Annotated in this window: 11 protein-coding genes and 1 pseudogene; 10 read left to right on the top strand and 2 right to left on the bottom strand. The window is 66.8% G+C overall.

Annotated features, from left to right (window positions below):
- Positions 1-136: 136 nt before the first annotated feature.
- The 3 genes from murI to hemA are packed head-to-tail and all read left to right on the top strand — an operon-like array spanning position 137 to position 3,200.
- Positions 137-943, top strand: coding sequence for a glutamate racemase (gene murI / locus GKE62_RS16885; protein ID WP_230206783.1), 807 nt, complete (start codon positions 137-139; stop codon positions 941-943).
- A complete protein-coding gene (locus tag GKE62_RS16880; protein WP_154693247.1) occupies positions 940-1,983 on the top strand; it encodes an MBL fold metallo-hydrolase in 1,044 nt (347 codons plus the stop codon). The genes murI and GKE62_RS16880 overlap by 4 nt, the downstream gene beginning before the upstream one ends.
- Positions 1,980-3,200: a 5-aminolevulinate synthase gene (hemA, locus tag GKE62_RS16875; protein WP_154693246.1), complete on the top strand. Its 1,221-nt coding sequence runs from the start codon at positions 1,980-1,982 to the stop codon at positions 3,198-3,200. The genes GKE62_RS16880 and hemA overlap by 4 nt, the downstream gene beginning before the upstream one ends.
- A 204-nt stretch (positions 3,201-3,404) precedes the next feature.
- On the opposite strand, the gene GKE62_RS16870 is transcribed toward hemA, so the two are convergent.
- Complete coding sequence (locus GKE62_RS16870) at positions 3,405-4,712, bottom strand: HlyD family type I secretion periplasmic adaptor subunit (protein ID WP_230206782.1); 1,308 nt, start codon at positions 4,710-4,712, stop codon at positions 3,405-3,407.
- Positions 4,713-4,715: 3 nt separating this feature from the next.
- Positions 4,716-6,494 carry a type I secretion system permease/ATPase gene (locus GKE62_RS16865; protein ID WP_230206781.1) on the bottom strand — a complete coding sequence of 593 codons (1,779 nt, stop codon included), beginning with the start codon at positions 6,492-6,494 and terminating at the stop codon, positions 4,716-4,718.
- A gap of 274 nt (positions 6,495-6,768) precedes the next feature.
- Between GKE62_RS16865 and GKE62_RS16860 the strand changes: the two genes are divergently transcribed.
- From GKE62_RS16860 to GKE62_RS16835, 7 genes and pseudogenes are all read left to right on the top strand, one after another.
- The gene (locus GKE62_RS16860; protein ID WP_154693245.1) at positions 6,769-7,863 is read left to right on the top strand and encodes an acyl-CoA dehydrogenase family protein; all 1,095 of its coding nucleotides are present in this window, start codon (positions 6,769-6,771) and stop codon (positions 7,861-7,863) included.
- Positions 7,860-8,114: pseudogene (locus tag GKE62_RS19240) on the top strand (acyl-CoA dehydrogenase family protein); the annotation flags it as partial. The gene GKE62_RS16860 and the pseudogene GKE62_RS19240, both read left to right, overlap by 4 nt.
- Before the next feature lie 106 nt (positions 8,115-8,220).
- Entirely contained in the window at positions 8,221-9,066 is an 846-nt protein-coding gene (locus tag GKE62_RS16855) for an acyl-CoA dehydrogenase family protein (protein ID WP_370516112.1), read from the top strand.
- A gap of 11 nt (positions 9,067-9,077) precedes the next feature.
- Positions 9,078-10,325: an acetyl-CoA C-acetyltransferase gene (locus tag GKE62_RS16850; RefSeq protein ID WP_154693244.1), complete on the top strand. Its 1,248-nt coding sequence runs from the start codon at positions 9,078-9,080 to the stop codon at positions 10,323-10,325.
- A 151-nt stretch (positions 10,326-10,476) separates the two neighbouring features.
- Positions 10,477-11,895: an aldehyde dehydrogenase family protein gene (locus tag GKE62_RS16845; protein WP_230206780.1), complete on the top strand. Its 1,419-nt coding sequence runs from the start codon at positions 10,477-10,479 to the stop codon at positions 11,893-11,895.
- Between the two features lie 71 nt (positions 11,896-11,966).
- On the top strand, positions 11,967-12,473 hold the full coding sequence (locus GKE62_RS16840; protein ID WP_154693242.1) for a hypothetical protein: 507 nt from the start codon (positions 11,967-11,969) through the stop codon (positions 12,471-12,473).
- A gap of 186 nt (positions 12,474-12,659) precedes the next feature.
- A complete protein-coding gene (locus GKE62_RS16835) occupies positions 12,660-13,568 on the top strand; it encodes an SDR family NAD(P)-dependent oxidoreductase (protein WP_154693786.1) in 909 nt (302 codons plus the stop codon).
- Positions 13,569-13,641 lie beyond the last annotated feature (73 nt).

The following is a 13,641-nucleotide window of genomic DNA, read 5'->3' as shown; positions in this document are numbered from 1 at the left end:
CCCCTACCCCTAACCATTCGTCCCGAGCTTGTCGAAGGGCCGTGTTTCCTTTTAGCTCCGATGCGGAACAAGCAGCGCGGTGGTTGACCTGCGGTCGCGTTCGGCCCGACAAGCCCAGGACAAACGGGGGTAGGTCTTGACCGCTGCAATCAATCCCGAAGCGCCGATCCTGATATTCGATTCGGGCGTCGGCGGCCTCACCGTGCTCGACGCCATGCGCGCGCTGCTGCCCGATGCGCCGGTGATCTACGCCGCGGACAACGCCGGACTGCCCTATGGCACCAAGACCGAGGCACAGATCGCGGCGCGTGTCGCCGGCTTGCTCGGTCGGATGACCGAGCGTTTTCGCCCGCGCCTGGTGTGCATCGCCTGCAACACCGCCAGCACGATCGCGCTGGGGATGGTCCGCGAGGTGCTCGAGGTGCCGATCGTCGGCACCGTTCCCGCGATCAAGCCCGCCGCGGCGCTGACCCGGACGGGAGTGATCGGGCTGCTCGGCACCGAGGCGACGATCCGCCAGGGCTACGTCGACCGGCTCGAAGCGGAGTTCGCGCACGGCAAAGCGCTGCTGCGCCATGCCGCACCCGAACTCGTCGCGGCGGCCGAGGCGCGGCTGCGCGGCGAGGCGGTCGATCCGGCGGTGTTCGCCCGCGCCGCCCAAGGGCTGCGCAACCAGCCTGGCGGCGCGCAGATCGATACCGTCGTCCTGGCTTGCACCCACTTTCCGCTGCTCCTGCCCGAACTAATCGCGGCGTTCGGCCCCGGCGTGCGCTTCGTCGACGGGGCCGACGGCATCGCCCGGCGGATCGTCTTCCTCACCCAGGGCCAAGCCTTCGCCCGCGGCCACGAGGACTTCGCGCTGTTCACCCGCGATGGCAGCGAGATCGCCACGCTCGGCCCGGCCCTCACCGCGCGCCGGCTGATGCGGAGCGCGACGCTGTGAGGCGGGGCTATCGCCTGTTGGTGGGACTCGTCGCGCTGCTCGGCGCGACTTACTACTGGCTCCTGATCGACAACCGCCCCGGGAGCGACCCGGGCCCGACGATCCGCATCGCCGATCTGCGGCGGTTGGCGAGCGCGATCCCCGGCCCCCGTCCCGACCGGGTCGCGCTCGAGCAGGTCGGGCAGAGGCGGGTGCCGGCGGCGCTGTTCGTCGCTGGCGGCGGGCTCGAGCGCGACCTGGTGTCGATCCAGGCCGGCCTGATCTCGGGACCGTGGGGCGATGTCGTGGTCGATAGCGGGTTCGGGCCGCAGGATGCCGCAAAGATGGGGGTGGAGGGCTACGCGCCGGCCAACCAGGCACGGGTCGATGCGGCGATGCGGCGGGCCCGCGTCATCGTCTTCACCCATGAGCATGTCGATCATGAAGGCGGCCTGCTGCGCCTGCGCGACTGGGCCGAAGTCCTGCCGCGCGCGCTGATCACCCCCGAACAGATGCCCACTGGTCCCGTGGCCAGGCTGCTGCCTTGGCCGAAGGGCGCCGCGGCAGCGATCCGTCCCTTGCGCTACAAGGAAATGACCGCGATCGCCCCCGGGGTCGTTCTCATCCGGACCCCCGGGCACACCCCCGGATCGCAGATGGTCTACACTCGCCTGGTCGACGGCCGCGAGGTTCTGTTTGCCGGAGATACCGCGACGATGGCGCGAAGCTGGGAGCAACTGCGCGCGCGCTCGCGGCTGATCGGCGACCTCATCGTGCACGAGGACCGCGCGGCCGTGTTCGGCTGGCTGAAAGCGATTCGCGGCCTGCATCGCGCCGCCCCTGACATGACGATCATTCCAGGGCACGAATGGGCGACGCTGATCCGGGACGCCCAGCGCAACCGCCTGACTTTCGCCTTCCCCGGGGCACGCCCATCGCCCCAAAGTCTGACTGGCCAAGCGTCCGACGTCTCGCTAAAAGGCCGCACCGATCGACGGGCGCCCCGGGCCATGAGCCCGGCAACGATCGGGGGAAAGACGGCCACGGGAGCCACGCCTTGAATTACGATCAGGTTTTCGACCAGGCGATCGAGCGCCTGCACGACGAGGGGCGCTACCGCGTCTTCATCGACATCCTGCGCAACAAGGGCGCCTTCCCCAACGCGCGCTGCTTCGCCGGGCACAACGGGCCCAAGCCGATCACCGTGTGGTGCAGCAACGATTACCTGGCGATGGGCCAGCACCCCAAGGTCGTGGCGGCGATGGAAGAGGCGCTGCACGACGTCGGCGCCGGATCGGGCGGCACCCGCAACATCGGCGGAAACACGCATTACCACATCCAGCTCGAGGAAGAGCTTGCCGATCTCCACGGCAAGGAACGCGCGCTGCTGTTCACCAGCGGCTACGTTTCCAACGATGCCACGCTGTCCACGCTGGGCAAACTCCTGCCCGGTTGCGTGATCTTCTCCGACGAACTCAACCACGCCAGCATGATCGCGGGTATCCGCAATTCGGGATGCGAAAAGAAGGTGTGGCGCCACAACGACCTCGCCCACCTCGAGGAACTGCTGGCGGAGACCGATCCCGCGCTGCCACGGCTGATTGCGTTCGAAAGCGTCTATTCGATGGATGGCGACGTCGCCCCGATCCACGCGATCTGCGACCTCGCCGACAAGTACAACGCGCTGACCTACATCGACGAGGTCCACGCCGTGGGTATGTACGGCGCGCGCGGCGGCGGGATTTCGGAGCGCGACGACGCCGCCAGGCGGATCACGATCATCGAAGGCACGCTGGGCAAGGCGTTCGGGGTGATGGGCGGTTATATCGCCGCCGATGCCAAGATCGTCGACTGCATCCGCAGCTATGCCCCTGGCTTCATCTTCACAACCTCGTTGAGCCCGGTGCTCGCTGCCGGCGTCCTCGCCGCGGTGCGCCATCTCAAAGCCTCGAGCGCCGAGCGCGACGGCCAACAGGCCGCCGCCGCGTTCCTCAAGGCCCAGTTCGCCGAGGCCGGGCTTCCGGTGATGCCCAGCACCACCCACATCGTTCCGCTGATGGTCGGCGATCCCGTGCGCGCCAAGAAAATCAGCGACATCCTGCTCGCCGAGTACGGTGTTTACGTCCAGCCGATCAACTACCCGACAGTGCCACGCGGGACAGAGAGATTGCGCTTTACTCCGGGGCCGGCACACACCGAATCGATGATGCGCGATTTGACCGCCGCGCTGGTCGAGATTTGGGACCGGATGGAACTGGAGATCCGTCGGGCGGCCTAAAATCCTCCGAGTCGCTGCGTTTTGTTGGTGCAGTACGCGCGCGATCCACAGGTATTGGCTTGTTTTTGCCCCAAAGCAGCGTGGGGAAAGACTGCGCGAATGTAGCGGGTCGGCAGCAATGCCTTGGCGCTGTTCGATCCGACACTCGGCGAGATTGCCTAGCCAAAGGCGAACGTCCGAGCCGCCGACCCCAATCGCCTCCACCTATTCCCGAAACGCGGTCTCCCCCAGCCGCGTGATCGGGGTGAACAGGTAGTTTAGGATCGAGCGCTTTTCGCCCAGTAGGCTGACGTTGGCGACCATGCCGGGGCCGATCGGCAGGCTTCTGCCATCTTGGTCCCTGAGCGTGCTCGCGGTCTGGACTTCGACCGTATAGAAGCTCTCGCCCGACTTTTCGTTGAGCGTGGCGTCGGGGGAGATCGCGGTGACGGTGCCGTCGAGCATGCCGAAGATTGCCGAGTTGTAGGCGGTGACCTCCACCCGCGCGCGCTGGCCCAGACGGACATTGGCGATGTCCGAGGGGCGGATCAGCGCCTCAACGTAGAGCGTTTGCTCGCTCGGCACGATCTCGGCGATCGGCGTTCCGGGGCCGACGGAGCCCCCCACGGTGGTGACCAGCACGCGGTTGACCTTGCCCGACATCGGCGCGCGGATCGTGGTCCGATCGACCCGGTCGCTGAGCGCGGGAAGCTGCTGCTGCTTGGTCACCAGCTCGCCCTGCGCCTGGCTCAGCTCCATTCCGGCGCGGCTCATCCAGTCGCTGCGCTGCTGCGCGGTCTGCGCGCGCGCCTCGGCAATCGCCGACCGGGCGCGCGCCAGCGCCGCGTTGGCCGCGTCAACTTCGTTGCGCGCCACCGTGGCGGCGTTTTCGGCCTTGATCAGATCGACCTTGGAGATGATCAGCTTGTCCGCCATCGGCCGGATCATCGCCAGCTCGCGGTCCGCGGCGGATAGGCTCGAGCGGCGCGATTCAAGCAGCGACTGCGCCTCGGCCACCTGGCGCTCGGCCTGGGCGGCCCGCGCCGCTCCCGCCGCCAGGATACCCTGAAGCTCTGCCGAACGCGCCGAGTGGAGCGAGCGTTCGACCGCGACCTGATCGGCCGCCCCCGCGCCGTAGCTAGGCGTCACCCCGCGCACCTCGGCGTTCAACCGCGCGATCTTGGCCTGGAGCGCATCGACTTCCGCCGACGAGCTGCCCAAGGCCGCGCCGGTGAGCATCGGCGAGAGCCGCACCAGGATATCTCCCTTGCGCACGGTCTGTCCCGGCTTGACTAGGATCTGTTCGACCACCCCGCCTTCGAGGTTTGAGACCACCTGCAGCTTGGAGCTGGGCACGACCCGCCCGACCCCGCGCACGGTCCGGTCGAGCTGGGTGAGTGCGGCCCAGGCGATGAACACGACGAAGAACGCCAGGATCAGCCACAGCAGCAAGTTGGCCGATTTCTTGGCGGACAGTTCCTGCTCGTCGAGGTCGTCGTCCTCGCCTCGGATGAAGCGCATCAGTTGCGACATGACTTACCTCGCGGCCACTTTGGAGGTCACCAGGCCGGTGCCGGAGCGCACGGAGGATCTGGCGGCTTTCGCGGTGACCTGGCGATTGATCGATTCGGTGGTGCCGTCCATCGCGATCCTCCCTTGCGCCATCACCACCACCCGATCGACCAGCGCAAGCAACGACGGGCGATGCGTGATCAGGATCAACGTGCGCCCCTCGAATTCCGCCCGCAGGTTGGCCATCAGCCGCAATTCGGTATCAGTATCGACCGACGAGGTCGGCTCGTCGAGCACGATCACCGGCGGTTTGCCGACCAGCGCGCGGGCCATTGCGATCGACTGCTTCTGCCCGCCCGACAGCCCTTCGCCCCGATCGGCGAGCCTGACGTCGTAGCCGTTGGGCATGCGGCTGACGAATTCGTGGGCGAGGCTGGTCTTGGCCGCGCGCAACATCTCGTCGTCGTCGAAATCGTCGCGGCCGAGCATGATGTTCTCGCGGATCGTGCCGGTCAGCAGCACGTTATCCTGGAACAGCGCGCCGACTTTCGCGCGCAGAGCCTTGGGAGCGAGCTGGCGCAAGTCGGTGCCGTCGATCAGCACCAGCCCGCTCGTGGGCGGATAGAGTCCGATCAGCAGCCGCGCGAGGGTCGACTTGCCCGACCCGATCGGGCCGATCAGGGCGATGTGCTCGCCCGGCGCGATGGTCAGGTTGACCCCGGTCAGCGCCAGTTCGGGAGCGCCTGGGTAGCGGAAGTCGACGTCGCGAAATTCGATCCCGCCTTCCAGGTTGTGCAGCGTCAGCCCGGCGCCGGCCGGGCCTTCGGGCGGTTGCTGCATCATCCGGTCGATCTGCGCATAGGCGGTGCGCGCGGCGTTGATCCGGGTCAGCAGCTGGGCGATCGTGCCCAGCGGGGCGACCGCGCGGCCCGCTAGGATCGAGCAGGCGATCAGCCCGCCCATCGTCAGATTCCGCTCGGCGATCGCGAACACACCGAACACCACCACGCCGGTGTAGGCAAGCATCTGGGCGCTGCCCGCGATGTTGATCGACACGGTAGAGACCAGCCGCTGGCGCAGCGAAGCCCCGGCGTGCGCGGTCACCGCACTGTCCCAGCGCCCGCTCAGCAGGTCGCCGGCGTTGGCCGACTTGACCGTCTCGAGGCTGCCGATTGTCTCGACCAGCACCGCTTGCTTGCCCAGTGCCTCGCCCAAGGTCTGTGCCGAAAGCCGTTTCATCAGCGGGTTGGTGGCGAGCGCGGTCAGCACCACCACCGGGATCATCAGCATCGGTATCCACACCACGCTACCGCCGATCAGTGCGATGACCGCCAGGGTGATCAGGATGAACGGCACGTCGACCAGCGCGGTCAACGTGGCCGAGGCAAAGAAGTCGCGCAGCGTCTCGATCTCGCGGACCAGCCCCGCCAGCCCGCCGGTCGAGCTACGGCCCAGATCAAGCCGCATGCCGAGGATCTGCTGGAAGATCGACTTGCCGATGTCACGATCGATCCGCGCCCCCGCCACGTCGACGAAGTAGGCGCGCAGGGCTTTCAAGATGAAATCGAAGATCATCACCGCGATCAGGCCGATGGTCAGGCCGATCAGCGATTCGGTGGCGTTGTTGGGGACCACCCGGTCGTAAACCGTCATCGTGAACAGCGCAGTGACGAGCGCGAAGAAATTGATCATCACCGCCGCGATCGCGACCTTGATGTAGATCGCGCGGTTCCTGCGCAGCGGCGCGGCCAGCCATTCGGCCAGCCGCCCGCGCGGCACTTCCACTTCGGAATGCGATATCACTCGTATGTTCCTCTAATACCGCAGCGCGCGTTCCCGCCTCGGCGGCGCCTACGTCGCTTGTCGGCGCTTTATTGTCACCGGCTTACAAGAACATCGCGTCGATTGCGACACATGTCGAGGGCGCAAAGATCGCGCGATCGCGCTGCCGTCGAACTTGCTGACGAACGCGGTGGTCCCGTACCCCTCAAGGACTGGACCGCCAAGGCTTTGCTTGACTTTTAATCGGGCGATTAAATAAGGGGCCGGGTACCCTCCCCGCTCACGAAAGCCCGCGATGTCGATCCTCTACGATGAAGGCCAGGAAGCCATCGCCACCGAATCGCGGCGGGTAATCGAGGCGCGCAGCGACAAGGCTCGGTCGCTGGCGCTGATCGAGCAGACCGGTGCGTACGACGAAGGCTTCTGGCGCACCGCGATCGAGCAGGGCTGGACCGGGCTGGCCATTCCAGAGGACTTCGGCGGGTTGGGGCTTTCGCTGATCGAACTGGGGATCGTCGCCCAGGCGATCGGCGGGTCGATCGCGGGCGCTCCGTTCCTGACCGCCAACGACGGCGCCGCCTGCGCATTGCTGGCCGGCGACAACGCCGCGCTCAAGGCCGAATGGCTGCCCCAGCTGGCGAGCGGAGAGGTGATCGCGGCAGTGGCTTTCGCCGAAGGTCAGGCCCCCTTGCCCGCGCGCCCGGTGACGCGGCTGACCGCGAACGGGCTGGCCGGCGAAAAGCCCGGCGTGGCCGGTGCCGCACATGCCCGGATCGCGGTGGTCTGGGCGCTCGCCGAGGGCGAGCCGGCGCTGGTCCTGTGCGACTTGGCCGATGTCTCCCGGCAGATCATCGACGGCTTCGACAATAGCCGCGGCTATGCCGACCTGACCTTCGCGGCGACGCCGGGGCAGGTAATCGTGAAGGGAGCAAGAGCCGGCGCTCTCGCTCGCGAGGTGCTCGCCCGGATGGCGGTGGTGACCGCACACGAACAGGTCGGCGGGGCAGCGGCGCTGCTGACCATCGCGCGCGACTATGCGCTCACCCGCAAGGCGTTCGGACAACCGATCGGGGCCTTCCAGTCGATCAAGCACCGCGTCGCCGAGATGTACGGCCTGGTCGAAATCGCCCGCGCCAACTGCATCCACGCCGCCAGCCGCGAGGGAGAGGCCGATTTCCTCAAGGCCGCTGCGGCAGCGCGACTCTCGGCTACCGAGGCTTACGACACCGCGGCGCGCGATTGCATCCAGATCCACGGAGGGATCGGGGTAACCTGGGAGACCGGCCTCCACCTCCACATGCGCCGCGCCCGCAGCCTGGCGATCGAGCAGGGCAACATGTTGTTCTGGGAAGACCTGCTGGCCGAACAACTGAGCGGAGTGGCTGCATGAGCGACCTCGACGAATTCCGCACTCGCGCCCGCGCCTGGCTCGCCGACCAGGCCGCGACATTCGGCAAGGAAGCTCGCCGCGGGCTATCGGTCGAGGACGATCTCGCTTTGGGCCGCCGCTACATGGCGGCACGCCATGACGCAGGCTTCGCCGGCATAAACTGGTCGCCCGAGGTTGGGGGCCAGGGGCTGAGCAACCTGCACAAGGTGGCGTTCGACGCCGAGGAAATGGCATACGGCTTCCCCGTCGCCTATTTCGGCATCTCTTTGGGCATGCCCGTGCCGATCCTGATCCACTACGGGCAGGACCAAGAATGGGTGAAGCAGCGCGTGACCAGGGCGCTGCGCGGCGAGGGAGATCTGGTGCCAACTGTTCTCCGAGCCCTCGGGCGGATCGGACCTTGCGGCGCTGCGGACGAAGGCGGAGCAGGACGGGAACGGTTGGAAGCTCAACGGCCAGAAGGTCTGGACCAGTTGGGCGCAATATTGCGATTATGGCGTGATTGTCGCGCGCAACGATCCCACCGTGGCCAAGCACAAGGGGCTGACCTACTTCTGGGTCGACATGAAGGCGCCTGGCGTCGAGGTCCGCCCGATCAAGCTCGCGGGCGGCGACAGCCACGTCAACGAGGTGTTCTTCGACGACGTCAAGATGACCGACGAGCAGCGGATGGGTCCGGTCGGGGGCGGGTTCGGGGTGGCTCTGCACACGCTGATGATCGAGCGCTACATTGCGACTGACAGCGCTGGGTTCGGCCCGCACCTAGACTTGTTCATCGACCTGGCGCGCGAGGTCGAGATCAACGAGAAGCCGGCGCTGGAAGACGGCCGGATCCGCTCCGCGATCGCGCGCAACTATGCGATGCGCAGCGGGCTCGAGGCGATCACCTCGCGGGCGATGAAGATGATGGAGGCGGGCATGCAGCCGGGGCCGGAAGGCAGCTTGCAGAAGCTCGTCGCCGTGCGCAGCCGGCAAAAGCTGTCCGAGCTCGCGATAGACCTTCAGGGCACCACCGGCCTGGCGTTCGATCCGCACGCCTTCGTCAAGGAGGACTGGTCGACCAGCTGGCTCAACGCCCCCACGGGCCGGATTGCGGGCGGATCCGACGAAGTGCTGCTCAACACCATCGCCGAGAAGATCCTCGGTCTTCCGCAAGATCACCGCCCGGACAAGGGCGTGCCGTTCAACATGATTCCCGCCTGAGGAGACCCCCAATGCCCGAAGCCTATATCATCGACGCCGTCCGCACCCCGCGCGGGGTGGGCAAGCCCGGCAAGGGCGCGCTCAGCCATCTGCATCCGCAGCACCTCGCCGCGACCGTGCTGAGCGCGATCAAGGAGCGCAACCATCTCGACACCAAGACCGTCGACGACATTATCTGGTCGACCAGCTCGCAGAACGGCAAGCAGGGCGGCGACCTTGGCCGGATGGCGGCTCTGTCGGCAGGCTATGACATCTCCGCGAGCGGCACTACACTCGACCGATTCTGCGGCGGCGGAATAACCTCGGTGAACCTCGCCGCGGCGACGGTGATGTCGGGCATGGAAGACTGCGTGATCGCCGGCGGCACCGAGATGATGAGCTATACTTCGGCCTATGCCGCAGAGCAGGCCAATGCCGGGCTGCCGCCGCGCCTGATGGGTTCGGGCCACGAGGCGCTCGACGAACTCCACCCGCAGAGCCACCAGGGCGTTTGCGGTGACGCCATCGCAACGATGGAAGGGATCGACCGCAAGGCGCTCGACGACCTGGCGCTGGTCAGCCAACAGCGCGCCGACGTGGCGATCAAGGAAGGCCGGTTCGCCAAGTCGGTGGTGCCGGTGAAGAACCCCGACGGCACCATAGCACTCGACCGCGAGGAATTCCCGCGCCCCGAGACCACCGCCGAAGGTCTCGCCGCGCTGAAGCCCAGTTTCGCTGGCGTCGCCGATTTCGATATCGGCGGGACGACCTTCCGCAAGCAGATCAACCGCCGCTATCCCGATCTGGAGATCCAGCACTTCCATCATGCCGGCAACAGTTCAGGCGTGGTCGATGGCGCAGCGGCGATCCTGATCACCTCTAAGGATTATGCGGACAAGCACGGCCTCAAGCCCCGCGCCCGCGTGGTCGCCTATGCCAACCAGGGCGACGACCCCACGCTGATGCTCAACGCCCCCGTCCCCGCGGCCAAGAAGGTGCTGGCCAAGGCCGGCCTGAGCAAGGACGACATCGACGTGTGGGAGATCAACGAGGCCTTCGCGGTGGTCGCCGAAAAGTTCATCCGCGACCTCGATCTCGATCGCTCGAAAGTGAACCCCAACGGCGGGGCGATGGCGCTGGGCCATCCGATCGGGGCGACCGGATCGATCCTGATCGGCACCGCGCTCGACGAGCTCGAGCGCACCGGCGGACGCTATGGCCTGATCACGATGTGCGCGGCGGGCGGCATGGCTCCCGCGATCATCATCGAGCGTATCTAACAAAATTCGCAGGGGCGTCCCGGCCGCCGGAAGGTTGATCGGGACGCCCGCCTGTGACAAGGCGATGGCGTCAGCCGTGCGCGTTGCAGTCGGGAGAAACCTCCCCAAATCCGGCGCTCACGCATCCAGATCGTTGCAGGAGTATGTCGCCGTGGCCACCGCCTACAAGCTCGACCGTTCGCCCGAAGCCATCGAGATCGCCGCGCTCGTCGCCCGCAGCCGCGCCGCGCAGGAGCAGATTTCGGATTACACCCAGGAGCAGGTCGATGACCTGATCCGCGCGATGGTGTGGTCGGTGTGCAAGCCCGGCACCGCCGAGATGATCGCCCAGCACACGGTCGACGAGACCCAGCTTGGCAACTACGACGGCAAGTACCTCAAGATCTTTCGGAAAACCCGCGCCACGCTGTTCGACATCATCGACGACAAGTCGGTCGGGATCATCGAGGAAGACCCCGTCCGCAACATCGTCAAGATCGCCAAGCCGGTCGGCGTGATCGGCGCGCTTTCGCCCTCGACCAATCCCGAGGCGACCCCGGTGATCAAGGCGATCTCGGCGGTCAAGGGCCGCAACTCGATCATCGTCGCCCCACACCCGCGCGCCAAGCTGACCAACAAGCTGATCTGCGACCTGATGCGCGAGGCGATCGTCAAGATGGGCGCGCCCGCCGATCTGGTGCTGTCGATCGACACGCCCTCGGTCGAGAAGACCAACGAGCTGATGCGCCAGTGCGATCGCGTGCTCGCCACCGGCGGCGCGGCGATGGTCGATGCCGCCTATTCGAGCGGCACCCCGGCGCTGGGCGTGGGTGTCGGCAACGCGGTGATCACCGTCGACGAGACCGCCGACCTCGACGATGCGGCCGAAAAGATCCGTATGTCGAAAACGCTCGACCTCGCTGCCTCGTGCAGTAGCGACAACGCGGTGATCCTGGTCGATGCGATCTACGAACCGATGCTCGCCAGGCTCAAGGCCAAGGGCGGGCTGGTGCTCGACGACATCCAGAAGGCGAAGCTGGAAAAGGCGATCTGGGTCGATGGGCACATCAACGCCAAGGTCGTCGCGCAGACCCCGCAGTTCATCGCCGACTACGCCGGGTTCACGATCCCCGAAGGCACCCAGTTCTTCATCGTTCCCGAGACCGGCGCCGGTCCCGAGCATCCGTTTTCGGGCGAGAAGATGACCGTGACGATGGCGCTGTACCATGCCCGCGATCTCGACCACGCGATCGAACTGACCAACACCATCCAGGCCTACCAGGGCCAGGGGCATAGCTGCGGCATCTATTCGACCAGCGACGCCAACATCATGAAGCTGGCCAACGCCACCCGGACCAGCCGGGTCATGGTCAACCAGCCGCAGTCGGCCTCGAACAGCGGCAACCTGTGGAACGGAATGCGCCAGACCTTCTCGCTCGGCTGTGGCAGTTGGGGTGGCAACGGCACCAACAACAACATCACCTGGCGCGACCTGATCAACGAGACCTGGGTCTCCAAGCCGCTCGCCATTCCCAAGACGCTGCCCAGCGACGAGGAGCTGTTCGGCGGGATCATGGCCAAAGTCGCCTGATTTTCGGGATCGGGTCGGGCGGTCCGGGCGTTGTAGCGGTTCCCCGCGACACTTTCCTAGCGAGACCTGCCTTGACCCGAACCCTACTCCTGCTGTCGTCCGTCACGCTGCTGGCGCTTAGCGCCTGCTCGCAACCCGCACCTGCGCCCGAGCCGGACGCGAGCGAGGCGGCACCGGCTGAGACCGCGGGGTCACCGGTCATCGCGGAGCCTACCGCCACCGCCGCGCCATCACCGGAGGAATCCACCGTCGCCGATGCCACGATTCCCGCCGCCGCGCAGGGCCGCTGGGGTCTCGTTCCCGCCGATTGCACCTCGACCAAGGGCGACGCCAAGGGCCTGCTGACGATCGACGCCACGACGCTCAAGTTCTACGAATCGCGCGGCGCGCTCGCCAACATCGCCGAGCGCTCGGACACTCGTCTGCGCGCTGCGTTCACGTTTTCGGGCGAAGGCATGACCTGGAGCCGGGACGAAGTGCTCGACGTCCAGGACGGCGGCAAGACGCTGATCCGCCGCGAATACGGCGAGGACGCCGCGCCGGGTCCGTTCAAGTACGCGCGCTGCCCCGCCACATAGACCAGCGAACGAGTGACCCAACCCGCCGGAGATCGGCGTTTCCGGTCGTCGCGCCATCCGTCCTGACAATCTGATAGTGGATATTCGCCCCGCAACCTGCTTGCCGCTGCGCGCGATTGATTTCGCCGCTAGGCTCCGCCAAGGGCTTAAGCGAGCGGTTAAACCGGGAGTCGGATGCGGATGGGTATGCTCGCAGGCAAAGTCGTCGCGGTAACCGGCGGCGGGCGCGGGGTAGGACGCGAGATCGCGTTGCTCGCGGCCAGGCACGGCGCCGCGGTTGTGGTCAACGATCCCGGCGTGGGCGGCGGCGGCGAGGGCGGCGATGCCGGTCCGGCGCAGCAGACCGCGGACGATATCGTCGCGGCGGGCGGCAAGGCCCACGCCAACCTTGCCAGCGTCACCGATCCAAAGGGCGCGGCCAGCATCGTCGAGGACGCGGTCCAGCGCTTCGGGCGGATCGACGCGGTGGTCAACAACGCCGGGATCCTGCGCGACGGCATCTGGCACAAGATGAGCCACGAGGACTGGGCGGCGGTGATCGACGTCCACCTCAACGGCTGCTTCAACGTCAGCAAGGCGGCGACGCCCTATTTTCGCGAGCAGCAGTCGGGCAGCTTCATCCACTTCACCAGCACCAGCGGGCTGATCGGCAACATCGGCCAGGCCAACTACAGCGCGGCCAAGCTGGGCGTCGTCGGCCTCTCGCAATCGATCGCGCTCGACATGGCGCGCGCCGGGGTCCGCTCCAACTGCATTGCGCCGTTCGCGTGGAGCCGGATGACCGCCTCGATCCCCGCCGACACCCCCGAGGCGCAGGCGCGGGTCGATCGGCTCAAGACGATGAGCGCCGACAAGATCGCGCCGCTGGTCGTCTATCTCGCCAGCGACGCGGCGCGGGACGTGACCAACCAGATTTTCGCGGTACGCAAGAACGAGATCGTGCTGTTCTCCAAGCCGCGCCCGGTCCGCTCGATGACCAAGGCGGAGGGTTGGACCCCAGAGAGCATCGCCGACGAGCTGATCCCCGCCTTCCGCGCCGACATGGCCCGCGGCGACGAGGTATCGGCGCACGTCTTCCCCTACGATCCGATCTAGCCAATAGCCCTCCCCCTCAAGGGAGAGGGTTGGGAGAGGGGAATGTGCGCAAATCGCCCCTCTCCACTTCGAC

It is taken from the genome of Novosphingobium sp. Gsoil 351 (assembly GCF_009707465.1).
GTDB lineage: Bacteria > Pseudomonadota > Alphaproteobacteria > Sphingomonadales > Sphingomonadaceae > Novosphingobium.
Note: the sequence above shows the minus strand (reverse complement) of the source record. Positions and strands in the feature narration are given on the sequence as shown.

Coding starts and splice junctions, on each gene's coding strand:
- GKE62_RS16860 (WP_154693245.1), top strand. CDS start 6,769: ATGTCGATCCTCTACGATGAAGGCCAGGAAGCCATCGCCACCGAATCG.
- GKE62_RS16835 (WP_154693786.1), top strand. CDS start 12,660: ATGCTCGCAGGCAAAGTCGTCGCGGTAACCGGCGGCGGGCGCGGGGTA.
- GKE62_RS16850 (WP_154693244.1), top strand. CDS start 9,078: ATGCCCGAAGCCTATATCATCGACGCCGTCCGCACCCCGCGCGGGGTG.
- GKE62_RS16870 (WP_230206782.1), bottom strand. CDS start 4,712: ATGTCGCAACTGATGCGCTTCATCCGAGGCGAGGACGACGACCTCGAC.